Below are 23,227 nucleotides of genomic sequence, written 5' to 3'. Positions count from 1 at the left end.
TAGCCCCCCTACTTACCGCACCAAAGCTGACGATGATCGTCTTGCGCTGGTCGCCATAATTCCCGTCGATCCCCTTCAATTGAAGAGCATGCAGCACACCACAATAGCCGGCGAACTCATTATTCTTGTAGAAGGTGTGGAGGCCGACGTGCCCATCAGGCCCCCAGACGAACATCTCCTCGAACGCAATGAGAGTCTGCTTTCGCTCGATCGCCACCTGAGTCAAAGCTCGCTGCTGTACGCAATGTGTCCACCCCCAAAGGATGCCGCCTTTTCGGAGGGTCTTGAGGTCTTCCACCTTTGGCTTGGGGAGGACAACCACTCCCAGGTCGGCCAAGAGCTCGCTACGTGTTGCGATGCCGCCCACCTGAGACGCAAGGTCTGAATCCGATATCCCGAACGGTTCCCCATAGCCCTGTTCGAATATCAGTTGCCGGCGAACATTCTCTGGGATACGCGACAAATGATCCGGATGGAGAGGTACGCGCCTCTCGTTTTCCTTTTTGGATGTTCCGATTACTCCTAGTTTCAGCATGAAAATCCCGTCCTGTACCGCATTCGGCGGTCCGTCTTGGCCAAAAACACAAATCTCCACATACAAGGATTTTTGAGACAAAAAAAGGACGGAACTCTGATTATCTCGGTGCAATAGAATCTTCGCACGTTTGCCCAACAATAGCGAGAAGCAAGCAGGCGCCCTGAGTGACGTGAACCCCAAAAACTGGGAGTTAGGGGGTCACCATACCTAATTATTGTCAGCCAATTCACACCAAATTCACCATCCGCACGTAGATCCTTCGGCCCGGTCTTTTTGTCATGCTGGACTTGTTTCAGCATCTCGGTCAATAGAGATCCCGAAACGAGTTCGGGATGACATATTATCGTTCGATATCAACGATATATAACGCCGTAAGTCGTCCGCAGTACGTCATTCTGAACGAAGTGAAGAATCTACTTCCTATTGCCACACCGCGCACGTATCAGCACCGACTCCCGCCTGCTTGTCCTCGGATTCGGGGACAGTATCTGTCAATTTAGAGCGATCCCTAGTAACGCATTATTCTTGTCACCAAAATCTAAATAACGGCCCTGGAGATCCTAATACTGTCCCCGGAAAACCTTTTGCTTTCCCACAGAATGACTTGACCATACGGGGAATGTATATTATGACAATTGGAAAGTCTGGAGGGGTGTTGTGTTTAAGGGCTGGTCTCGAAATGATTCGATTATGTTTTTTGCCCTATTGGTCGCTTGTCTCGCTCTGGTCTTTTTCGTTCATCAATGGCTAGATAGCTATTTAATATCAGGGGCGCTAATTGTAGCAACCATTATTCTTCTACGATTCCTTTATCGCCATACAACCGTGCCGGAGGGGACGAAAGACAATGCCTTGCCGGAAGAAGAAGGCGAAGTTAAAGCAACTACTGATATAGACCTTTCCTCAATTTACACACCTTCGACTTTCCATGGTCGGCGACAGGAAATCAGGCAAATAGCCGATGAAATTGCTCAGGGCACCCGCGTGCTCACCCTGCTGGGCATGGGCGGCATCGGCAAGTCCGTGCTCGCGTGCAAGGCGGCCGAGCGGGTCAAGGACCGCTTCGACGCTGTCTGGGGCTTCAGCTTCAAGACCGACACAACCCTGCAAAATTTCCTCAACCAGATCGGCAAACGGCTCCTGGGCAAGGATGCCATCGAGAAGCTATCCGGGGACGAGCTTAAATCAGAGGTGTTGAACAACTTATCTAATGGCCGCCGCCTGCTGATCCTGGACAACTTTGAGACCGTGCTGCATGCAATTGACAACAAGGACCAGGCCGCAATCGCCCTGAAGGATTTCCTCTCGCGCATCGGCAAGAGCACCGTGCTGATGTTCACCTCGCGCAGACATCCGGTCGGTCTGGATGATGAAAAGACAATCAAGGTCGTAAGTCCTGAAAGGCAGACCGCCATCGACATCCTCTGCTCCGCCCTGGGTGATCGCCAGCAGGAATACAGCGACGAGCAGATGGACAGCATTGCGGCCAAGCTGGCCGACCATCCGTTGTCGTGCAGGCTGATCGGTGGTTTTCTCTCCAAGTCGCCTCTTGATGCCCAGAAGGCAGTGGACCAGGTGCTGGACCTGCTTCCCCAGGCGAGGGTCGAGACCGAGGAACAGAACCAGCGCAGCCTTGACGAGTCACTCGATCTCAGCCTGCGCAACCTGCCGCCGGACGAGCTACGCATGCTGCGGGCCTGTTCGGTTTTCAAGGGCGAGTTCGTGGCCGAGGCCGGGGAGTTCTTGGCTGAGTTTAAAGAGGACGACCAGCTTCAGACCGAATATGCCAACAAACTGCTTTTCTCATTGCACCAGCGTAGCCTGCTGGAACACGGACCTGTTGCCCGCTATCCCGCTGTTAAAACCTACGCCTTCCACTCCCTGATCCGCCAGACCTTGCAACGCAAGCTCGAACCCGAGGCCAAGGCACAACAGCTTCAGCTCCTCGGGGCCTATGCGGATATGCTCTCGGATTACATCGCACAAAAGCAGGGCATCGTGCCCACAGATTGGCTGGTCTCGGTCCAGCAGATGCTTCCCGACCTGGTCCGCGGCGCGCGCAGCTTGGGGAAAGAAGGGGGCGTTGCATTATTAAATCTTGGTATTCTCTATCAGCAAACAGGGCAGTATATAGAAGCATTGGCATTATATTTTAAGAGCTTAGATATTTTGAAAGCAGCATCAGATCAACGGAATACAGCCGCCGTCCTCCACCAGATTGGCATGATCCATCAGAATCGCGGCGATTTGGACGCCGCCCTGGAGCAATACCAGCAGAGCATCAAAATCAAGCGCGAGATCCACGACAAGGCAGGAGTTGGTATGGCCCTCCACCAGATCGGCATGATCCATCGTGCAAGAGGTGATTACACTGCGGCCCTGGAGCAATACCAGCAGAGCCTCGAGATCAAGAAAGAACTAGGAGATAAAGCGGGCATCGCCCAAACTTTACATAATATTGGAGTAGTTAACCAAGTGCGCGGCGATTTGGCCGCCGCCCTGGAGCAATACCAGCAGGCGCAAGAGATATTCGATGAGTTGGGCGCGAAAAAGGAGCAGGCGGCCGTTATTAGCCAAATCGGTATTGTCTACATGGATCAGGGTTCATTGACTGAATCTTTAAAACAACACGAGCTTAGTCTTTCTATTAGAAAAGAAATTGGCGATCTGCCTGGTGTGGCTATTGACCTCCACCAGATCGGCTCGGTCCACGAGGAACAGGGCGACATCCCGCAAGCCATTGAGCTTATGCAGCAGGCCCTGGAGATCTTCGAGCGCATCGGCGCCAAGCCCGAGATCAAGATCGCGCGCCGCAACCTCGACCGTCTGCGCGGCAAGGTGTAGGGCGTTTTACGCCAGTTCACAACAAATTCACCATCCGTACGTAGATCCTTCGGCCCAGGGCCTCAGGATGACGGTTTATCGTTTGATATCAATGGTATATAACGCTGTCAGTCGCGCGCGGGCTGTCATTCTGAACGAAGTGAAGAATCTACGCCCTACAACCACTCTGCGCCAATTATAGACAAATTCCACGTGCGCACGTAGATCCTTCGTCCAAGGGACTCAGGATGACGATTTATCGTATGATATCAATGCGATATAACGCTGTCAGTCGCCCGCAAACTGTCATTCTGAACGAAGTGAAGAATCTACGTCCTACAACCACCAAGCGCCAATTCACAACAAATTACACGTGCGCACGTAGATCCTTCGGCCAAGGGACTCAGGATGACAGCTTGTCGATTGATATCATTGCTATATAACGCTATCAGTCGCGCGCGGGCTGTCACCCTGAACGAAGTGAAGAATCTACTTTCTACAACCACCAATCGTCCATTATAGACAAATCCACCGTGCGCACGTAGATCCTTCGGCCCTGGGCCTCAGGATGACAAATGGCGTACGATATCAACACGATATAACGCTGTAAGTCGCGCGCGGGCTGTCATTCTGAACGAAGTGAAGAATCCACGTCCTGCAACCACCAAGCGACAATTCACAACAAATTCCACGTGCGCACGTAGATCCTTCGTCCAAGGGACTCAGGATGACGGTTTACCTATGATATCATTGCGATATAACGCTGCACATCGTCCGCCGTTTGTCATTCTGAGCGAAGCGAAGAATCTACGTTATAACGCCAAATTTCACCAGCCTTGTCTAATAACATTTGACACACAGCGCCGCCCCCTGGTAAAATATAAAGGTGCTCTTTAACAACTTAATAGACCATGGTGGTTGGAGTAACTACGGGGCTAGGAGTGTAGTTGACATAATGTTTTGCTAAATTTTCCATGCGATTATTTCCCATTAGATTCAGCAACTTACAGACCTGCAAAAACAGAACCTATGCGATCAACTAAGCCCTATCGTACTTAGGCGGAATTACAGCGAAATCGCGGTTTTTTTCGAAAGATTATCGTATGCGTGCGGTTTCAAGATTACCCTGATTAATCAAGACCTTACGCGGCAGGGAAAAACATTATATGAACATCGTATGGAGCCAAATCGCGATTACCAAGTAATATCAACAACTATACGCGCTTCGTAACCTATACGAAATCTGTGATTTGAAATCACAATTCGTATGCAAACCCTCATGCAATATATTATGCAATAGCCTTCAACCACTTGATTAACAACATTAATCATCGATTTTTAGGCAAATCACAGATGTAAAGTAATTTCTTACTAAAGCGCCCTACTCGGCTTGAAAAACCACATGATTTACGATCAGCGGCGTTTACCCGCAGCACCCCGAATCGTCGTCGTCGTCATCGCCTGCCACATCGTCGTCACCGCTGTCGTCGTCATCATCGTCGTCGGCCACATCATCGTCGTCGTCGGGTGCGGGCGGCTCCCAGTCGTAGGCCGTGGCGTTGACCGCGGCCATGGTGGCGGTCAGCAGCTCGTAGGGCTCGTCCAGCTCGGTGACCAGGCCGAAGTTGGAGTTCTCGCCGTCAAAGCGGCCGGAGACCGGCTCGTCCATCCAGTCGAACCAGTGATAGCCGATCACGTACCCGCCCTCGAGCCAGGTGCGCGCCATCTGCTCGAACAGGTAAGCGCGCTGCTGCTGGGTATCGGCGGTGATGAACAGCACGTTGGGCGGCCAGGTGTTGGGCAGGCCCGCGTCCATGCCGCGCATCGAAAACTCGCTGACCAAGATCGGCAGGCCCGCCTCGTCAAAGTACTCGGAGAGGGTCGATTCGTCGTCCACGCCCACGTAGTTCAGCTCGCGCTGCAGGGTGCGCAGCAGGTCCGCGACGGTCGGCCAGACGCGGTAGTGATTGATCGAAAGCACGTCGCAGTGCCGCGTCGCAGCCTCGAGCACCACCCGCGGTGTGACCCACGAGACCAGGCGCGAACCGAGGATCAGATGCTGCTGATCGTACTCGCGGATCCCCTGCTCCACCGTACTGAAAAACTGCTCGGCGAGCAGCGCCAGGAACGCTTCGCGGTCCGCGGCCTGGGCCTGATTGGCGGGCATGGCGCTGGTGCGGGTCTCGCCATACAGCGCGTCAAAGCTCGCGTGCCGCGTGCCCCAGGCGGCGTTGAAAGCCTCGATCTCGTTGTTGTAGCGCCCGCGCAGAAACTCCACCAGCGCGGCCTTGCCCGGCGCGTCCTGATCAAAGGCATAGTAGTCGGCGAACAGGTCGCGCAGCACGCGCCAATCAGCGCCCCAGCGCATCTCATTGTCGATGAACCAACCCAGCAGCAGCGGATCGTCGGCCCCAGCAGCCACGGTGCTCGAGCAGATCTGCTCCACGCGGTCGAGAAACTCCTCGGAGAAGTAGTCGGGCACAACGCCGCTTTCCCAGTTGGCGCCGGAGAGGTAGAGCACGTTGGTGTAGGGCGTATCCGGAAACAGCGCGGCCTTGCTCCAGCCGCCCAACGTGTTCAGGCCCCACTGCTCCATGCGCTCCAGGGTCACCGCGGCCCAGGCCTGCTCCGAGCCGTAAAGCTCGATGATGTTGCGCTGGTACGGGCTGTAACCCAGGGCCGGAGCGTAGTGCCCGCCGGGGTTGATCAGGTTGACGCCGGTGGAGATGAAGATCTCGCCGTCAGGATCGATGAACCACCAGCGGCCGTCGCGCTGCTCGACCGAGAAAAACCCCTGGTCGGCAGATACGGCCGTGGTCGCAAGCAGCGCCAGTGCCACGAATACGAGCAATAGCGAGTAGTTGTAACTTCGAGGGTACATGCCTTGTTTCCAGCGGGAATGGTAATACATCGACCCAAGCCGATCAAACAAGTGGCCCTGGGAACTGAGGACGCAAGATTAACATGTATAATGCGCGATAATGGTGATGATCGCTACGATCGCTGATTCCCCGCTAAGCCGCGTGCTGATGTGCGCGCTGTGCATACTCCTCTGCACAATCGCCGGTTGCGCGGATCAGGACGATGGAGCCAGTCCGCGCGGTGCGGCGGATGACGATTCCCCTTGGTCCGACGACGACGATGTCGACGACGACGACGATGATGATGACGACGATATCAACGACGATGACGATCTCGACGATGATGATGATGACGACGACGACGACGACGATGATGATGATGACGACGACCTAGAGTGCACCAACCCCTACTGCGTGATCGAACGCACCGACCTGGGCGCGCAGTGGACATGCCATGACCCGTCCTCGTGCGCCGAGGACTACTTCGAGTTCATCGAGCTCACCACTGAGCACCATCGACCGATAACCCCCGATGAGCTGTGGGAGCGGCACATGGCCATTGATCGCGGCAATGTGCCGCTGGTGCACGACCCGCTGACCGCGGCCCAGTTCGCCGAGCTGATCGTCGACGAGCTGAACATCGGCTTCCTCAAACAGGGGATCAACCAGCGCCCGCTGGTGGTGACGCTGATCCGCGAGTCGGAAAGCATTACCTATTATGAGCAAGAGCTGCTGTTCGACGATCCATACATCGGCCAAGCCCAAGGCATTTTGCTGCTGCCCAAGGGGGAGGGTCCGTTTCCGGGAATCGTGGCGATCCACGGTCACAGTGAAAACGCCGAGGTCTTCCGCGACGAGCATTACGGACGGCTCTACCCCGGCGCGGGATTCGCAATCCTGATGCTCAGCATGCGCTCCAACGGCGCGGGACTCTACGAAACTTGGACCAGCTGGGAGTTGCAACTTAACGGCCTGACCTTCCTTGGCGTGCGCTCCTACGAGACCCTGCTCGGGTTGCGCTATTTGCAATACCTGCCCCAGGTACGCGCCCAGAGCATCGGGCTGATCGGTCACTCCGGCGGCTCGGTGGCATCCAACCTCACCGTGCGTCACGAGCCGGGCTTCAGCGCCTTTGTTTCGGACTGCAGTGGCGAGTACTACGTGTTCGACAAGTGGACCGGCCAGATGCTGGACGAGGACACGCCGGGCCTCTGGCCGTACTACGAGCTGGTCAACGACCTGGACACCAACGCCACGCCTGTTTTGTCCTCGCCCTACGGCTATCAGGATTTCATGGACGAAATCCTTTCCTTTTTCAGCGAGCAGCTGCAGTGAGAGGCGCGCTGTTGCTGCCGCTGATCGTGCTGGCGCTGGGCATTGTGCTGTGCGCCGGGTGCGCGGATCAGGCCGACGACAGCGGGTCGCGCGGCGCGTCAACAGACGACGACGATTCGAATGACGACGACGACGACAGCGGAGACGACGACGAGGTCCAGTGTCCCAACCAATACTGCGTGTTCGAGGATGAGGATCTGGACGCGGACTGGGATTGCATCGAGCAGCACACCTGCGTGGACGACTACCTGACCTTCGTGCAGATCGCGGCGGAACACGGTGCGCCGGTCAGCTCCGAGGAGCTCGATCAACAGCTTGAACAGATCGAGCTGGGCCAGGTCGATGTGCTCGACCAGCTTCCGCCCGGGCAAGAGCTGGGGGAGCTGATCGTCGAGCAGGCCAACGTCGGGTTCCTGCGCCAGGGGATCAACCAGCGTCCGCTGTACGTCACGGTGATCCGCCGCGACCAAACCGCGCGCTACTACGAGCGCGAGCTGCTGCTGGCCGACCCCTACGTGGGCACGTTCAAGGCGATCCTGCTGATTCCCAAATACAAGGACGAGCCGTTTCCCGCAGTGCTGGCGCTGCACGGACACAACGACGCGCCCGCGGTCTTTCGCGACGATTACGGCGGCGCATCGTACCCCGACCACGGCTACGCGATCCTGATGCTCGCCTCGCGGGCAATGGCCGGCGGCCAATCCGAGGATCTGGTCACGCGCAGCATGCTGCAAGGCGGCTTTACCTTGATCGGCGTACGCGGTTACGAAGCGCTGCTGGGGCTGAAGTACCTGCAATACCTCGAGCAGGTCGACAACGACGGCATCGGGCTGATCGGCCACTCGGGCGGCTCGGTGGCCGGCAACCTGCTGGTGCGCCACGAGCCGGGCTTCAAAGCCTATGTCTCGGACTGCTTCGGAGAGTACTACGCCGTTGACAACGGCCTGCTCCAGGATGAGACCGCGCCGGCGCTCTACCCCTATCACGAGCTGATCAACGAGCCGGAAAGCTGCCTGACGCCGATCTATCAGTCGCCCTATGGTTTCTACGGCGAGATGGATCAGATCTTTCAATTCTTTGACGAACACTTAAAAGGCTGATAAATAGTTAGCGCGAAAGGTCCATTATCCCACCACCGACCGCGCACACCGTGGATGGATTGGGGTGAGATATCTAAACAGGAGCGCGCTCGATAAATGGCGATTCCGACCCTCACAGTACGCCAACCCTGGGCATCGCTGATTATCGCGGGATTCAAAATTATCGAGAACCGCTCCTGGCCGCCCCCCGCCAAATACATGGGCAAGCGGATCGCGATCCACGCCGGCGGGATGCTCGAGCTTGAGGCGCTGGATCAGCCGTGGGTCAAGCCGTACATCGCCAAGCTGCCTAACCCGATGCCGCGCGGAGCGGTGATCGGCACGGTAATGATCGACAAGGGAACGATCCCGCCCGGCGATCTGGTGAACCTGGGTAAGCGCGACCGCGGCGACCCGCTACTCGAATGGTGGACGCCGGATCATCACGGCTGGATGCTGTGCGACCCCCGCGCGTTCAGCGAGCCGGTGCGCGCCCAGGGCAACATGGGAATCTGGATGTGGGAGCCGCCCGAGGGCTTTTGCGACGAGTTCCTGCCCGAACACGAGTAATAGCGCGGCAGCAATCCCGGATAAGTTGACGAGCGCCCCGGCGCTGTGATAGCTAGAGAAATCCCAGCTTTAAAGGTTCCGTGCTGGAAACCCCGAAATCTCGGGAAAAACCGATGCAACCGATAATCGCCGTCTCTAATCAGAAGGGTGGCGTGGGTAAAACCACAACCGCCGTCAACCTCGCCGCCGGACTGGGCCGCAGGGGCAAGCGGGTGCTGCTGCTCGACCTGGATCCCCAGGGCCACCTGACCCACGTGCTCTACCACCATCTCGAGGAGGATGAGGACGGAATCTTCGAGGCGTTGATGGCCGAGAACCCGCTCGACGGTGTAATCGTCCAGACCGCCCTGGAGCATATCGACCTGGCGCCCGCGGGCGAGAGCCTGGCCAACGCCGATCTCAACCTCGCTCCGCTGATGGGCCGCGAGAGCTTCCTGAAAAACTCACTGGATTCCGAGCGGATCAAAGGCTACGACCTGATACTGATCGACACCGGCCCCTACCTGGGTCTGCTCAACGTCAACGCGCTGGTCGCCGCCAACCAAGTGCTGGTGCCGGTGAGCTGCGAGGTGCTGCCGCTGCTGGGGCTCAAGTACTTCCTGCAGACCGTCGATAAAATACGCTCCAAGCTCAACTCGGAGCTCGAGGTACTGGGTTACCTGCTGACCCAGTACGACCGGCGCGAGACGATCACCCACAAGGTGGAACACACGATCCGCGAACGTTTCGGCGACGCGGTTTTCCAAACCATGATCCGCATCAACACCAAGCACAAAGCCGCTCCGTTGGAGCACCAGACGATCTTCGAATACGAGCGCTCCAAGTCCGGCAGGGGGACCGAGGATTTCACCGCCCTGACCGACGAGGTGCTTCAAAGACTTGCCGGGAGTAAATGATGTCAGACAAGAAGCTCGACGATATCTTCGAATCGACCGCACCCAAGAAAAAGGCCGGCGCCAAAAAGGCAGCGGCCAAGAAGACCGCCGCCCAAAAAACGGCTGCTAAAAGCGTCAAGGCTGATCCGGCCGTAGCGGCACAGGCCGACGCACTGGATATTCCCCAGTTCAGCGTGCTCAAAATGCTGTTCCTCGCCCACAACGAGGAGGTGCTCTATCGTCGCGCCCGCGAGGAGCGCGCGATGATCCTCTGTTGCGCCCTGTGCGGCGCGCTGGCGCTGCTGGCGGTTATCGCCTTCGGCGGGCCGTGGGGCGTTGCGGGCTGGTTCTGGCGCTTGGTGTTCAAGGTGCTGCTGATCGCAGGCGTGTTCATGGCGGCCTCCAGCGGCAGCAAGCTGATCGAGGTCAACCGCAAACGGCTGCAGGACCTACTCGGATTACAGGTCAAAATTTCGAACATCCTGCGGCTGTACGACGAGGGAACCTACGCCGACGAGAAAGATCCGCTGTACCCCGGAACCTTCAAATTCCTGGGCAGCCTGGCCGACGACGAGACCAACATCGGCTCGCTGCTGATCAAGGGTGCGTTCCTGTTCGCCTCGCTGGTAATCATCTTCGCTTGATCCGCGCCGTGATCTAAGCCTAAGCTCGCCCCATGGATAAACAATCGGGCGGGCCGCGGATCTGTTTGGTGCAGCCTCAAGCCGAGACCGCGGCCCTGCTGTACTTCTTACTCAAGCAGTCCGGCTACGAGCCCTTGATCGCCACCGACAGCGCGGGGCTCGAGTGCGTGGCGCGCGCCGCACCGCAACTAGTGGTGGTCGAACGCGGAGAATCCGGCTCATTCAACGCTCAAGCGCCCCAGGTGCTGCGCGAGCTGGGACTCGACGCGCCGCTGGTGGCAATCAACACCCTCAGCCCCTACTCCAGCGACCGATCCGGGGACGAGCACGCCGACGCGTCGCTGGGATTCCCCACGCGCGCCGAGGCGCTGCTGGCCGCCCTGGACCGGCTGGTCGGACCGGGCGCAAGTCCCGATCCCGAGGTGGCCGAGATCAATTTAAAACGCCTGCGCATGGCGCGCCTGCTGGCCGCCGCCGACACCCTGGGGTTCGAGGGCGAGCTGACCTTCCGCGGTCACAACACGGTCAAGGGATTGCAGTTCACAGCCGGAATGGTCACCAGCGCCCGCTCGGAGTTGATGGCCGACAAGCTGGGCAACCAGCTGCTGGCCCGCGGCAGGCTCGACGAGTCGCTGCTGTTGCAAGCGGTGCGCCGCTCCGAACGCAGCAACGAGCCGCTGGGCGAATCGTTGATCGCGCTGGGCGTGCTGCAGCCCGAGCAATTGCGCTCCGAGCTGCAGGAGACCTTCGCGCAGATCGTGTTCTCGCTGTTCACCTGGAGCGCGTGCGACCTGAGCTTCGACCGCAACCGGCGCGAGCGCCAGGCCGGACTGCGGCTGAAGATCCCAACCCCGCGGCTGGCGCTGTTCGGGCTGCTGCTGGGCTACGGCGAGCAACGGCTGGACGACGAGCTGCCTGCGGCCGATTCGTACCTAGTGCCCAACGAGTTTGCGCCCTACTCCCTGGCCGACCTGGCGCTGTCGCGCGACCAACTGCTGCTGTGCACGATGATCGACGGCGCCACGAGCCTGAAACAAATTCTGGGGGCCAGCGTCGATCCCGAGACGCTGAAAAAAGCGCTGCTGCTGGCATTGATCCACACGCGGATGGTGCGCGTGGGCCGCGCGCCGCAGGCTCCCACGCGGTTGTTTGTGGAGCAGGCGCAGCAGGTGCGGCCCAGCGAGGGCAACGCCGCCGCGCTGAGCAAACCCGTTGACCGCGAACAGGCGCTGGCCGAGGCCGCACAGTTTGCGGACTTCGCAAGCGACCCCGAATCGGATACAGACTAGCGCCGTGTTCAAACCGCTGCGCGACCCGTTTTACATCGCACTGGCGCTGCTCGTCGCGGCCGGGGTTGCGGGACTGGCCTGGGTGCCGCTGCTGGCCGACCCGGGGTTTGAGAACGCCCTGGCCCAAACGTTGATCATCGCCCTGGCCGGCACGCTTTGGTCGGTGCGCGTTGCCAACCGGCGCTTCCACGGCTGGCTGCGGCTGCGCGATACGAATTACGCACCCGCGGCGTTTGATCAGGACGCCACCGAGGCCCTGGGCGGAACAATCTACCTGGCCTTGTTCGGCGGGCTGGTCACCTGGGCCTCCACCATCTTCCACCCGGCGTGCAACCTGACGATCTGGCTGCAATGGCATCTGCTGCTGCCGTTGATCTCGGCGATCACCGTCCCGGCCATGGCGTTCGTTACTGCCATCGTGGTGCCCGGCCGCAAAAAAGGCGCGCTGGCCGCGGCCCTGCTGGTGCTCGGCGTGTTGCTCTACAGCGTCTACCGCTTTGTCAGCGAGCCGGTAACCATGTTCTACAACCCGGTGTTCGGCTACTTCCCCGGCCCGATCTACGATTCTGTGGTCACCATCAAGGCGCCGCTGCTTATCAGCCGCGGGCTAGACCTGTGCTGGGCCGTGCTGCTGCTGAGCTCTGCGCGAATGCTGGTCCGGCTACGCCACAACGCGCTACGCCACGCCGGCTGGCTGGCGCAGAACCTACGCGGCCTGGAACTGGGACTGATCGCGGTCTGCCTATCGGCGATCATCACCGGCCAGGTCTATCGCGGCGAGTTGGGCATCGGCATCGACCGCGCGTACATCGAGCGCACGTTGGGCGGACGCGCCGAGTCCGCGCACTTCGTCTACATCTATCCCCGCGACTCGCGGGTCGAACGCGAGATCACACGGCTGATCCTCGAACACGAGTATCGCTACCAACAGGACATCGAGTTTCTGGGCATCGACTACCCGCACAAGGTCACCAGCTTCATCTACGCCTCGCCCCAGCAAAAAAAGCGGCTGATGGGCGCGGCGGGCACCAGCTACGCGGACATCGCGGGCCGGATGCAGCACATCAACTACGAACCGTTCCCGCACCCGGTGCTCAAGCACGAGCTACTGCACGTGCTCTCGGGCCCGATCGGCATGCCGCTGCTCGGATTCTCGATCAACCACGGCCTGACCGAGGGCTTGGCCGAGGCCTGCGAGGGCTACTCCGGCGAGTTCCTCGAACACGACTGGGCCTGGGCCATGCGCGAGCTGGAGCTGCTGCCGGACCCGCGACGGGTGATGTCGACCACCGGCTTCTTCCCGATCCAGGGCTCGCGGGCCTACATCACCGCGGGCAGCTTCGTCGGCTGGCTGATCGACCGCATCGGCATCGAGCGCGTGCGCAAGCTCTACGCCTGGGGCGATTTCGAGCAGGAGGCAGGGGCCGACCTGGACGAGCTGGCGCAGCAGTGGCTCGAGTTCATCGACGCATATCCAGGCGACCCGCGCGTGCTGCCCGCGGCCCAGGTGCGCTTCAAACGCAAGGGGCTGTTCGAGACCAGCTGCGGCCGCGAGCGGGCACGGCTGCTCGGACTGGGGCGCTCGGCCCTGAAGCACAGTCGGTTCACCCGCGCCCGCGAGATCTTCGTGCAAGCTTTGGAGCTATCGCCCGGGGACCGATCGGCGTTGCGAGGATTGGCCGGGGCGCTGGCCGGCGCTGGGGATCTGTCGGGCGCGCGGCGTGCCCTGGAAGAGGCGATCGAGACCCCGGGCCAGACCGCGCTAACCCGCTCGTCGCTCGAGCTCGATCTGGGCGACATATTCTACCGGTTGGGCGATTTGCGCGCGGCGCGCGAGCTGTACCAGGGCGTGTACCAGCGTCACCTCTCGCCCTCCCGCGACCGCGCGGCCTATGTCCGGCTGCACGCCCTGGATTCGCCCACGCGCGACGAGCTGATGGCCTACCTGGTGATCCATCAGAGCACGGCATCCGCAATGCGACGGCTGTCCGTTGCAAGCTCGATCGATCCCGGCGACCCGCTGATCAGCTACCTCTACGGCCGCCGGCTGTACTCCAACGGCTCATACGACCTTGCCCAGCCGCTGCTCGACCAGGCGGCCTGGGGCGCGATCCCGGACCAGGCCCTACGGCGCGAGGCGCTGATCATGCTCGGCGGCTGCCGGGTGCAGCTGGGCCGCTACGAGCACGCCGTCGAGGCGTACGAAGCGCTGCTCGCGCAGGACCTGCCTGAAGGGTTGCGTGCCTGGACCCTGGAACTTATTGGGATCTGCCGCCTGGCGCTGGAACGTCCCGAGCTGCTGGCTCCCGGCCCGCTCGCAGCTGCGCCAACACCCTGAGTCCGCGCAGTTTGCGCCCGAGATGATACTCGATCATCCGCGGCACCAGCGCGTCGAGTTCCGCGGCGGTGGCGTCGGTCAGACTCATCCGCGGCAGGCTCTCGATGGGCTGCATCGCAGCCGCGCGAATCGCACGTAATGAGCCTTGCGACAGCGCCGGATTGGTGCGGTTGGTTCCGGCGCAACGCGCGCAGAACGCGGCCTGGGCGCTGAACGAGTAGCGCGCCGTGCCCTCGCGCTTCAGCGGATCCACGCCGCAGCGCGGACAGCGCTCCATCAGCGGCAGCAGGCCGGAGAGCGCCAGCAGCTTGAGTTCGGAGACGCGCAGCATATCGACTCCACGGCCCGCGGCCAGTTCGCCCAGCGTGACCAGCAGCAACTCGAACTTGTCGGGCACCGGCGTATCGTCCTCGATCAGCAGGTCGATCTCCTCGACCAGGCAGAACGCCAGGCACAGCCGCAACGGATCGGCGCTCAGCGGCCAGAACGGCTCGATCACCCTGCCCCCGGACAATCGCAACCAGTCGCTACGACGCGACCCGGCCAGCTCGACGTCGGCCAGGCTCAGCAGGTCCAGGCTCGCCAGCCCGCGCTTGCGGCTGCGACGCATGCCCTTGGCCAGCACGCGCAGCTTGCCCCACTCGCGCGTGAGCAGCACCAGCAGCCGGTCGGACTCGCCGATTGGATATTGCCGGAGCACGATCGCCGGCCCGCGCTTGATCTCGCCGGCCACGAGTTACTCCTCGAGGATCTGCGAGGGCACGGTCTTGAGCAGCCGCAGCGCCTGGTCGCGGCCCAGCAGCTCGCAGCAGCGTGCGATCCCGCGGCCGTAGATCGTCTCCGCGCGGCGCGCCGTGTGCACATCCGAGGCCAGGCAGTCGATCAGCCCCTCTGCCAGACACTGCTCGAGGGTACGCTTCACGCTGCGGCCGTGAATCCCGGCCAGGCTCGAGAGGTTGCCCTGCAGCATGTAACCCATCTCGCGTAGCTCGTACAGCAGTCCCGGCCTCTCGATCACGGCGACGTAGCGCTCGGGGTGCGCCAGCAAAGGTACCCAGCCCTTGACTCGAATACGGAAGGCGGCCTGCGCCATAAACGGCGGCATGCCGACCATCGGCACCTCGACCAGCAGGTGACGCCGTCCCACGCCGCCTAGCGGCAACAGATCGCCGCGCTCGAGATTGTCGAAAAACGCCTCGTCCATGTAGTTCTCGGCGCCTGGAACGAGCATCGCGCCCAGCCCGGCCAGGGCCGGATCGCCCTTGAGCTGCTCAAAGGCCTCGAGGGTATCCTTGCGTCCGACCAAGCTGCCCTGGGCCATCAGGTGCGGAGTGGCGGTCACCAACAGGAACCCGGCCTCGCGCGCTGTGGTTAAAATCTGCGCCACCTCCGCGACGTCAGCCGCGCCGTCGTCCTTGCCCAGCAGCAGATGGGCGTGCAGATCGATCATCCCGCTCAGCGGCTGGGACTGCTGCTCGTGCGTCTCGCGCTGCGCCTTGCGCCTGCCCCAGATCATCGATCTCCCCGTTCGATCTCGATGCCCAGGCCCGAGAGCAGTTCGAGGTAAGCCGTTTCCACGTCGCGCCGCACGCGATCGAGGTACTCGTAGAACGGCCCGGGCTCAGGCCAATCGAGCAGCCGACCGAGGAACGCGGCCTCGGCCGTTCCCGGCTGGGGCATGGTGCTGCGCGGACGTTCGTAGGTCAGCCGCAGCTTGTTCTCCACCGCCTTGAGCGTCAGCCATCCCAGGCGTAGCGCTGCCGCGGACTTAGATTGGATCAACCCGGCGCGCGCCGCGGCGTTGATGATCGTCAGAGTCGCGCCGCTGCGCAGCCCCTGGTGATCATAGCCGTGGGCCAGGGCCAGCAGTTGCACGCCGAACTCCACGTCGAGCAGGCCGCCGGGCCCGAACTTCAGCTCGAGTTGCGGCGGACCGTCGATCTGCGAGAAATAGCGCTCGCGGATCTGCGCGCACTGCTGCAGGTCATCGCGCGCGGCCGGCCCCGAGAACAGCAGCTCGTCGCGCGCGCGCAGCAGCGGCTCGGCCACTGCCGCGTCGCCTGCCAGCAGCCGCATGCGCAGCAACGCCTGGCGCTCGAAGGGAGCGGCGCGCGTGCGAAAATAATTGGCCGTAGCGCTGGCTGGCATGGCGATGGCTCCCTGGCCGCCGTCGGGTCGCAGCCGGGCGTCGATGCGATAGATCGGACCGGCCGTACGCGAACCGGCGAGCAAGACGATCAGCGTCTCGGCCAGCCTGGTCAGCGCGGTGCGTTGCCTGATCCCCTGGTCGTCGTACTCCACATCCTGGAAGCAAAACAGCAGGTCGAGGTCGGCGTTGAACGTCAGCTCGCGCGGGCCCAGGCTGCCCAGGGCCAGCACAGCGAAGCCACCCAAATCGCCCGGCTCCACGTCGTGCCGCGCGGAAACCCGCTTACGCGCCAGGTCGAGGCAGACTTCGCAGCAGGCCTGAGCCAGGTCGGAGAGCTCGGAGCAGATCCGGCGCACGTCCGCAGCCTGCAGCATGTCGCGTAAACCGATCGCCAGCTCGTTGGCGCGTCTGGAGCGGGCCAGCTCCGCCGCACGCTCCATAGGATCGCGCGTGCCCTCCAGAAACGCGTCCACCGATGAGCGGGCCGCCTTGAGCCCGCGCGGCAGCAACACCGCGTCGGGCCGCAGCACTTGGGAGCTCAGCTCGGGATGGGCGATTAGAATCCCGGCCATGTAGGCCGACCCGCCCAGGGCGCGCAGCAGCAGCTCGATCTCGCGCTGCCGCGACCACAGCCGCTTGAACAGCGACGAGCGGTTGCCGCGCGCGCGCACGAAGCGCTCCATGCGCATCAGCGCCGCGTCCGGGTCCGGGGTCTGCGCGGCGCGCGCCACGAGCTCCGGCGCCAGGCGCGCGAAAAGCTCGCGAGTGGCCGATCTCTCGGGCTCGGACGGATCCTCGCGGATGCTGATCAACGCGGCATAGGCGGCCTTGGGGTCGGCGAACCCGGCCTCGTCCAAACGTTGGATCGTGCCCTTGCGCGCTGCCCACTCCGGCCCGCCCAGGGGCATCGAGTGCGTGGAGCTGCGCGTGGCCCGCGCCGGGACCACCTGTTCGTAGATCTCGCGCACTCCATGGCGTATCTCGTCGTAACGCTGTCGAAGCTGTTGCGCCGCGCGGATATCGTCGGTTTGCGCGATCCCCATCAGCCGCGCCAGCGCCGCCATGCGGCGTTGGTCGTGGGGCAGCAGTTGGGTCTGTAGGTTGCCGTGCATCTGTAAACGGTTTTCCAGCTCACGCAGGAACAGGTAGCTATCGCGTAGACGCTGTGCTCGATCAGCCTCGATGTGCCCGCTACGGGTCGCAGCCTCGAGCGCATCAAGGGTCGAGGTTGTGCGCAACGACTTGTCGCGGCCGCCGTGGATCAGCTGTAGGCTCTGGACGATGAACTCCAGCTCGCGGATCCCGCCGGGCGAGAGCTTGACGTCGTCGCCCTGACGCGCCGCGGCGCCCAGTTCGGCCTCCATCCGCTCCTTGATGCGGGCCACTGCCTCCAACGACTGATGATCGAGGTAGCGGCGAAACACGAACGGCCGCAGCAGCTCCAGCAGCTCGTATCCCAACTCGATGTTCCCGGCGCAGGGCCGCGCGCGCAGCAACGCCTGGCGCTCCCAGGTCTCGCCCCACGACTCGTAGTAGACCTCGGCCGCGCGCAGGCTGGTCACCACGTCGCCGCTGCGGCCCATCGGCCGCAGCCGCAAATCAACGCGATACAGCGCGCCGCCTCGCCCCGGCGCTGTCATCAGCTTGATCATCCGTCTGGCCACGGCCGCAGCCAGCTCGTGCCCGCCCGCGACCCGGTCGTCGGCTCCACCTGCCGGCTCGCCGGAGTGTACGAACACCAGATCGATGTCCGACGAGAAGTTAAGCTCGCGCGCACCGAGCTTGCCCATGGCCAGGGTGCAAAAGGCCCAGCCGCCTTGGCCCTCGTCGTTATCGAAGCGCTGCACGTCCAGGCCCTCGCAGGCCAGCTCCCAGGCTCGCTGGCACACGCAGTCGGCCAAGTCGGACAGAGCAAGTAGCACCCGCGGAGTGTCCGCACGGCGCGCCAGGTCGCTAAGGGCGATCGTGAACAGCAGACGCGAGCGGACCAGGCGCAACTGCTCGGCATCGCCACAGCCCGCAAGTCGCGCATCGATTTGTCGCGCGTCGGGCAGCGCCGCGTTCAGCCCGCCGCGACACAGAGCGTCAAGCAGCTCGTCGTCGCTGAGCAGCAGCTCGCCAAGAAACGGACTGGCGCCGAAGATCAGCGCCAAGTCGGGCATCGCAGCCTCGTCCACCGGCTGCGGCCGCAGCTCGGCCAGGCGCATGAAGCCCAGTGCCGCCGCCTGCGAATCGACCGAGCCGGAACAGGCCGCAACCGCGGCCACGCGCGCCGGAAGCGGCCAGCCTGCGGGGCCGAGGATCTCGCTCACTGCCGCTCCTGTGCCCGGGTCAGCACATCGCGAATCCGGCTGCACAGCTCATCGAGCTTCGCGGCTGAGAGCTTGCTCCCCTCGCTGTCGACGTAGAACGCGTCCACCGCGCGCCCGGCCTCGGTGTTTACCTTGGCCAGGTAGACGTTGGCGCCGTTCTTAAAGATCGTACGCGTCACGTCGTAGAGCAGACCCAATCGGTCCAAGTCCTGGACCTGGATCAGGCTGTGGCTGACCGACTCGTCGTTGGAGCCGCTGACCTTGACCGGCACGCGACGGCTCATCTCGCGGCTGCGGCGTGTGGGACTGTGCTTACACTCGATCTGTTGCGGCAGATCGTCGCCGGTGAATAATCGCTCGAGCCTGTCGGCCAGGCGCGTCTGGAGCTCGAATGGCGGGAGCAGCGGCAGCCCGGTCTCAGGATCTTCGCTCGGCGGCTCGAGCTGCAAAGTGTCGATCGCCACCGTGTCGGAGCGGGTGAAGACTTGGGCGCCGAGGATGTTGACGTCGAGCTCGGTGCAAGCCCCGGCGATGCGCCACAGCAGGCCGCGGCGGTCGCGGGTAGCCACCACCAGCTCGAGCACGCCCAGGGAAGGCTCTTCGAACACGCCGACCGACACCGGCTTGGCCTTTGATAGGCCGGTGAGCACCTTGAGATGGCGCACAGCGCGCGCCGGGCTGAGCCAGCGCAGGCTGTTCTCGGGCATGTGCGCGAAGTAGTTCTGCAGCCGCGCGGCGAACGGCCTTCCGGCGACCCGTGCCGAGACCTCGTACTCGAGCTGCTCGCGCAGGTCCTCATCGCGCTGGTCGGCCCCGGGATCGAGCAGGTCGCGGGTGCGGTTGTACAGCTCCTCGAGCAGCGAGCCCTTCCACGAGCTCCAAATTCCCGGGCCCACCGCTCGCATGTCCGCGTAGGTCAGCAGATAGAGCATGGCCAGCGGTTCGGCTCCGCCCACGGTGCCGGCGAAACGCCGAAGCAGCTTAGGGTCGTGGATGTCGCGCAGCTGCGCCAGGGTGCTCATCGCCGTGTGATTGCGCACCAGAAACTCCAGGCTGCGCGCATCGTCCTCGTCCACGCCCAAGCGATGCAACACCGGCGCCATCAACCGCAGCGAGCGTTCGACGTGCCCCGGACCGCCGGCCTTGCCCATGTCGTGCAGCAGCAGCGCCAGCTTGAGCACCTCCGGCCGCTTGAGCCGACGGTAGACTCCGGCCAGTCGCCGCAGCTCGTCCGGCGTCTCGCCGCCGAGCTGTTCGAGGAAGTGGATCGTCAGCAGCGTGTGCTCGTCCACCGTGAACCGATGGTGGATGTCGTACTGCGGCAGGCAGTTGAGCGCCTCAAACTCCGGCAGGTAGCGGCCCAACAGCCTCAGCTCGTGCATCTGGCGCAACGCCAGAGCGGCGTGATCGCCGTGCAGCAACTCGATAAACGTCTTGGCCTGTTCGCGCCCCGAACGAAAATCCTCGTCGATCAAATCGGCGGCCTCGCGCAGCAACGCGCGACCGCGCTCGGAAAACCGTCTGCCCTCGATCGCAACGTGAGCCATTGTGCGCATCAGCAGAACCGGGTCACGGCGCAAATCGTCGGCCGACGCCGGTTCCACGCCCTCGGATGTGTAGAGCAGCCCGGGCTCGATCGTACGCGAAAATTGAGCCGCGTCAGCCCGAGGACGCGCACAGCGCCGGTTGACGCGGCGCAGCAGGTCGTAGACGCGGCGGGCGTGCAGGTAATACTCGCGCAGCAAATCCTCGATCAATTGGCGCTCGGACTTGGCGCCGAAGCCCAGGTTGCCGGCCACCTCGCGCTGCATCTCGATCGACAGCACGTCCGCACGGCGTCCGGCGAGCAGGTGCAGCTCGCAGCGCAGCTTGAGTAAAAAATCGATCGAGGCGTTGAGTATCGTCACGTCGAGTTGGCTGAGCACATCGATCTGGACCAGCCCGGCGAGGTCGGACACCCCGAGGCAGACCCGAGCGTTCCACAGGGCAAGCTGGAAGTCGCGCAGTGCGCCGGGGCTCTCCTTGACGTTGGGCTCCAGTACGGTGACCGAGCTCACCGGATACTCCCCGGCCCCGGGTTCGACGCGGCGCGAGACCGGCCCCGCGACCCGGCCCGAAGCGATCGCCGCATCGAGCCTGCGTCCCAGCTCGACGGGCAACGCCTCGTCGCCGGCCAGCGCCCGGCAATCCAGGGTCGCGGTGAGAATCGTGGGATCGTGAATCGCGCGGTCGAGCTGTTCATCGATCGTGCGCGCGGCGTGGCCCAGGTCGAGCCGTAAATCCCACAGCGGGTAGAGCGTGCGCTCGATCAATCGCCGTCCGGCCTCGACGTCCGCGCCGTCGGCAAACAGAAACAACAGATCGATGTCAGAGTACGGAGCGAGCAGGCCGCGGCCGTAACCGCCCACGGCGATCAGCGCGGGCAGAGGATCGTGCTCTTCGCCTTGTTCCAGCGCGCGCTGGAACAGTCCGCGCACCAACTCGTCGAAAAACGCGCAGTTGGCGCGGGCCGTGTCAAAGCCCGAGTCGCCGCGGCGTTGGGCGCGCTTGAGAGCAGCGCGATGGCGCGCGAGACTTTGGGCGAGTTGAGGCTCAGCCGCGTCGTTCACCTGTTCGCTTCCCGCGCCCGGGCCGCGCAATCAGCCTCTCCAGATCGATTCGCGGCGCTTGAGTCGCTCGATAATCTGCCACTGGATTCGTGCGCGAACCTGCTCTTTTACGCTGTTGATCGCTATGTCGTCGTGCTCAGAGCGCACGCCAAGCTGCGCCACGTCGATCGGCTTGCCGAAATCGATGTACCACTTGCTCGGCAGCGGAACCAGCCCCAGCGGGCCCAGCCAGGGGAAGGTCAGCGTGGCCGGCGGCAAACTCAATCCCAGTCGGCGGGAGATACGATCGGGCCGGGCGACGATCGGGTAGATCTCCTCGGCGCCAACCACCGAGACCGGCACGATCATCGACTCGGTGCGTCGCGCGAGCTTGACGAATCCGCCGCGGCCGAAGCGCAGCAGGCGGTAGCGGTCGCGGTAGCGCTTGGTCACGCCCTTAACCCCCTCGGGAAACACGCAGATCAGCCGATCAGCCTCGAGCAGTCGTTGGCCGTTCTCCTGACAGGCGCGCACCATGCCGTAGCGCGACATCAATATCGAAAAGTAGGGCTGAGTCGAGAACACGTCCTCCATCAGCGGCCGCACGGAGCGGTGCGCCGGGTGATCGCGCTCGATGCAGTGCGAGATCATAAACGCGTCGAACGGCAGCCCGCCGGAGTGATTGGAAACCAGCATCGCCCGCCCATCGGAGGGCACGTGCTCCAGGCCGCTGACCTCGACCCGCCAGTAGGCCGTGTAGAGCAGCTCGAGGAAATGTCGCACCCGGGCCCGCCAGCCCTCGTTCATACCGAACTCGTCTACCAGGCCGATCTGTTCGGGGTCGTCGCTGCGGGACGAAAGCGAGCTGCTCAGCGAACTGAAAAACTGCACCAGCGGCTGCAACAGATCACGCTCGATCTCGGGCTCGCCGCGCCGCCCTTCGCGCTGTGCCAAGCGATGCTCCAGCCGCCCGGCCAAGCTCTCGCCCAGACCGAGTTGGGCCGCGCGATCGGTCGCGCTCTGCGGCTGTTCGTGCTGTGCCATCAGTCCGCCTTGATCGCGGCAATCTCCTCGGCCAGCGCCGCAAGCATCTGCGCGCCGCGGCTCGACCGGCTGTATTCCCAAATTGTCAATCCCTGGCTCTGGGCTTCGTCGATGGCCACGTTGAAGCCGATCACGTTTGGCGAAAGCCGATCGCCGAAGTACTCGCCGAGCTTTTCGAGGATCGCGTTGGCCAGCCGCGTGGGCCGGTAGAGCGTGGGGACCACCAGCGAGACGCGCAGCTCGCGACGGTTGTAGTTGCTGCGTACCGCCTCCATCGTATCGACGATCTCGGCGCAGCCGTCGAGGGCCAGGAAGGTCAGGTTGACCGGAATCACGATCTCGCGCGTGGCCATCATGATGTTCATCGTCAGCAGGCCCAGGGAGGGCGGCGAGTCGAACAGCACATAGTCGTAGCCGCGCACACGGTCGATCTGCACCTTGAGCCGCATGTTACGGTCCTGGCGTTTTGCCGCCTCGATGCTGAAATCGGTCAACGTCTTGTTCGAGGGCACGACGTCCAGGCCCTCGATGCGGCTATGATGCACCACATCGCGCAGTTTGACCGTCGGATCGTTGAGCAGGTCGGTCATCGACAGCGGCAGCCCGCGCGGATCGATCCCCAGGCTCTTGGCCACCTGACCCTGGGGGTCCAGGTCGCACAACAGCACGCGCGCGCCCTTATACAGTGCGAGGTAGGCGCCGACGCTGACCGTCAGCGTGGTCTTACAGCTTCCACCCTTCTCGTTGACAAAAGCGATCTTTCGCAATCTCCCCCCCTTAAA

Annotated in this window: 16 protein-coding genes; 8 read left to right on the top strand and 8 right to left on the bottom strand. The window is 62.5% G+C overall.

Annotation, left to right across the window (positions count from 1 at the left end; all coding sequences use genetic code 11):
- Nucleotides 1–673, bottom strand: a 673-nt coding sequence (locus P9M14_01945; protein MDP8254489.1) for a hypothetical protein, incomplete at its 3' end; no start/stop codon positions are given.
- Nucleotides 674–1,195: 522 nt separating this feature from the next.
- Between P9M14_01945 and P9M14_01940 the strand changes: the two genes are divergently transcribed.
- Nucleotides 1,196–3,382, top strand: coding sequence for a tetratricopeptide repeat protein (locus P9M14_01940; GenBank protein MDP8254488.1), 2,187 nt, complete (start codon nucleotides 1,196–1,198; stop codon nucleotides 3,380–3,382).
- A gap of 1,402 nt (nucleotides 3,383–4,784) precedes the next feature.
- On the opposite strand, the gene P9M14_01935 is transcribed toward P9M14_01940, so the two are convergent.
- Entirely contained in the window at nucleotides 4,785–6,242 is a 1,458-nt protein-coding gene (locus P9M14_01935; GenBank protein ID MDP8254487.1) for a beta-galactosidase, read from the bottom strand.
- Between the two features lie 106 nt (nucleotides 6,243–6,348).
- Between P9M14_01935 and P9M14_01930 the strand changes: the two genes are divergently transcribed.
- From P9M14_01930 to P9M14_01900, 7 genes are all read left to right on the top strand, one after another.
- Entirely contained in the window at nucleotides 6,349–7,557 is a 1,209-nt protein-coding gene (locus tag P9M14_01930; protein ID MDP8254486.1) for a hypothetical protein, read from the top strand.
- Nucleotides 7,554–8,657 carry a hypothetical protein gene (locus P9M14_01925; protein ID MDP8254485.1) on the top strand — a complete coding sequence of 368 codons (1,104 nt, stop codon included), beginning with the start codon at nucleotides 7,554–7,556 and terminating at the stop codon, nucleotides 8,655–8,657. The genes P9M14_01930 and P9M14_01925 overlap by 4 nt, the downstream gene beginning before the upstream one ends.
- 96 nt (nucleotides 8,658–8,753) lie before the next feature.
- On the top strand, nucleotides 8,754–9,206 hold the full coding sequence (locus P9M14_01920; GenBank protein MDP8254484.1) for an ASCH domain-containing protein: 453 nt from the start codon (nucleotides 8,754–8,756) through the stop codon (nucleotides 9,204–9,206).
- 113 nt (nucleotides 9,207–9,319) lie between these two features.
- The gene (locus P9M14_01915) at nucleotides 9,320–10,102 is read left to right on the top strand and encodes an AAA family ATPase (GenBank protein MDP8254483.1); all 783 of its coding nucleotides are present in this window, start codon (nucleotides 9,320–9,322) and stop codon (nucleotides 10,100–10,102) included.
- Nucleotides 10,102–10,725: a hypothetical protein gene (locus P9M14_01910; protein MDP8254482.1), complete on the top strand. Its 624-nt coding sequence runs from the start codon at nucleotides 10,102–10,104 to the stop codon at nucleotides 10,723–10,725. The genes P9M14_01915 and P9M14_01910 overlap by 1 nt, the downstream gene beginning before the upstream one ends.
- Before the next feature lie 32 nt (nucleotides 10,726–10,757).
- Complete coding sequence (locus tag P9M14_01905; GenBank protein ID MDP8254481.1) at nucleotides 10,758–12,014, top strand: hypothetical protein; 1,257 nt, start codon at nucleotides 10,758–10,760, stop codon at nucleotides 12,012–12,014.
- Nucleotides 12,015–12,018: 4 nt separating this feature from the next.
- Nucleotides 12,019–14,352, top strand: coding sequence for a tetratricopeptide repeat protein (locus P9M14_01900; protein MDP8254480.1), 2,334 nt, complete (start codon nucleotides 12,019–12,021; stop codon nucleotides 14,350–14,352).
- Here the strand turns inward: P9M14_01900 and recO are convergent.
- From recO to P9M14_01870, 6 genes are read right to left on the bottom strand one after another with little or no spacing between them, the layout of a single operon-like run.
- Nucleotides 14,273–15,085, bottom strand: a complete 813-nt coding sequence (gene recO, locus P9M14_01895; GenBank protein ID MDP8254479.1) for a DNA repair protein RecO — start codon at nucleotides 15,083–15,085, stop codon at nucleotides 14,273–14,275. The two genes, P9M14_01900 and recO, sit on opposite strands and share 80 nt — an antisense overlap.
- Nucleotides 15,086–15,088: 3 nt before the next feature.
- Nucleotides 15,089–15,868 (bottom strand): CpsB/CapC family capsule biosynthesis tyrosine phosphatase, encoded by a 780-nt coding sequence (locus P9M14_01890; protein ID MDP8254478.1) that lies wholly within the window; start codon nucleotides 15,866–15,868, stop codon nucleotides 15,089–15,091.
- A complete protein-coding gene (gene glnE / locus P9M14_01885; GenBank protein MDP8254477.1) occupies nucleotides 15,865–18,813 on the bottom strand; it encodes a bifunctional [glutamate--ammonia ligase]-adenylyl-L-tyrosine phosphorylase/[glutamate--ammonia-ligase] adenylyltransferase in 2,949 nt (982 codons plus the stop codon). The genes P9M14_01890 and glnE overlap by 4 nt, the downstream gene beginning before the upstream one ends.
- Nucleotides 18,810–21,452: a [protein-PII] uridylyltransferase gene (gene glnD, locus P9M14_01880; protein ID MDP8254476.1), complete on the bottom strand. Its 2,643-nt coding sequence runs from the start codon at nucleotides 21,450–21,452 to the stop codon at nucleotides 18,810–18,812. The genes glnE and glnD overlap by 4 nt, the downstream gene beginning before the upstream one ends.
- Nucleotides 21,453–22,445 (bottom strand): lysophospholipid acyltransferase family protein, encoded by a 993-nt coding sequence (locus P9M14_01875; protein ID MDP8254475.1) that lies wholly within the window; start codon nucleotides 22,443–22,445, stop codon nucleotides 21,453–21,455. It lies immediately after the preceding gene.
- Nucleotides 22,445–23,212, bottom strand: coding sequence for a ParA family protein (locus P9M14_01870; GenBank protein MDP8254474.1), 768 nt, complete (start codon nucleotides 23,210–23,212; stop codon nucleotides 22,445–22,447). The genes P9M14_01875 and P9M14_01870 overlap by 1 nt, the downstream gene beginning before the upstream one ends.
- Nucleotides 23,213–23,227 lie beyond the last annotated feature (15 nt).

It is taken from the genome of Candidatus Alcyoniella australis (assembly GCA_030765605.1).
Lineage (GTDB): Bacteria > Lernaellota > Lernaellaia > JAVCCG01 > Alcyoniellaceae > Alcyoniella > Alcyoniella australis.
The sequence above is the reverse complement of the archived record's forward strand: the minus strand, read 5'-3'. Positions and strand labels throughout refer to the sequence as shown.

What these genes read in the sequence shown, in the direction of transcription:
- P9M14_01935 (MDP8254487.1), bottom strand. Translation starts at nt 6,242, where the DNA reads ATGTACCCTCGAAGTTACAACTACTCGCTATTGCTCGTATTCGTGGCA.
- P9M14_01930 (MDP8254486.1), top strand. Translation starts at nt 6,349, where the DNA reads ATGATCGCTACGATCGCTGATTCCCCGCTAAGCCGCGTGCTGATGTGC.
- P9M14_01920 (MDP8254484.1), top strand. Translation starts at nt 8,754, where the DNA reads ATGGCGATTCCGACCCTCACAGTACGCCAACCCTGGGCATCGCTGATT.
- P9M14_01915 (MDP8254483.1), top strand. Translation starts at nt 9,320, where the DNA reads ATGCAACCGATAATCGCCGTCTCTAATCAGAAGGGTGGCGTGGGTAAA.
- P9M14_01910 (MDP8254482.1), top strand. Translation starts at nt 10,102, where the DNA reads ATGTCAGACAAGAAGCTCGACGATATCTTCGAATCGACCGCACCCAAG.
- P9M14_01905 (MDP8254481.1), top strand. Translation starts at nt 10,758, where the DNA reads ATGGATAAACAATCGGGCGGGCCGCGGATCTGTTTGGTGCAGCCTCAA.
- P9M14_01890 (MDP8254478.1), bottom strand. Translation starts at nt 15,868, where the DNA reads ATGATCTGGGGCAGGCGCAAGGCGCAGCGCGAGACGCACGAGCAGCAG.
- P9M14_01875 (MDP8254475.1), bottom strand. Translation starts at nt 22,445, where the DNA reads ATGGCACAGCACGAACAGCCGCAGAGCGCGACCGATCGCGCGGCCCAA.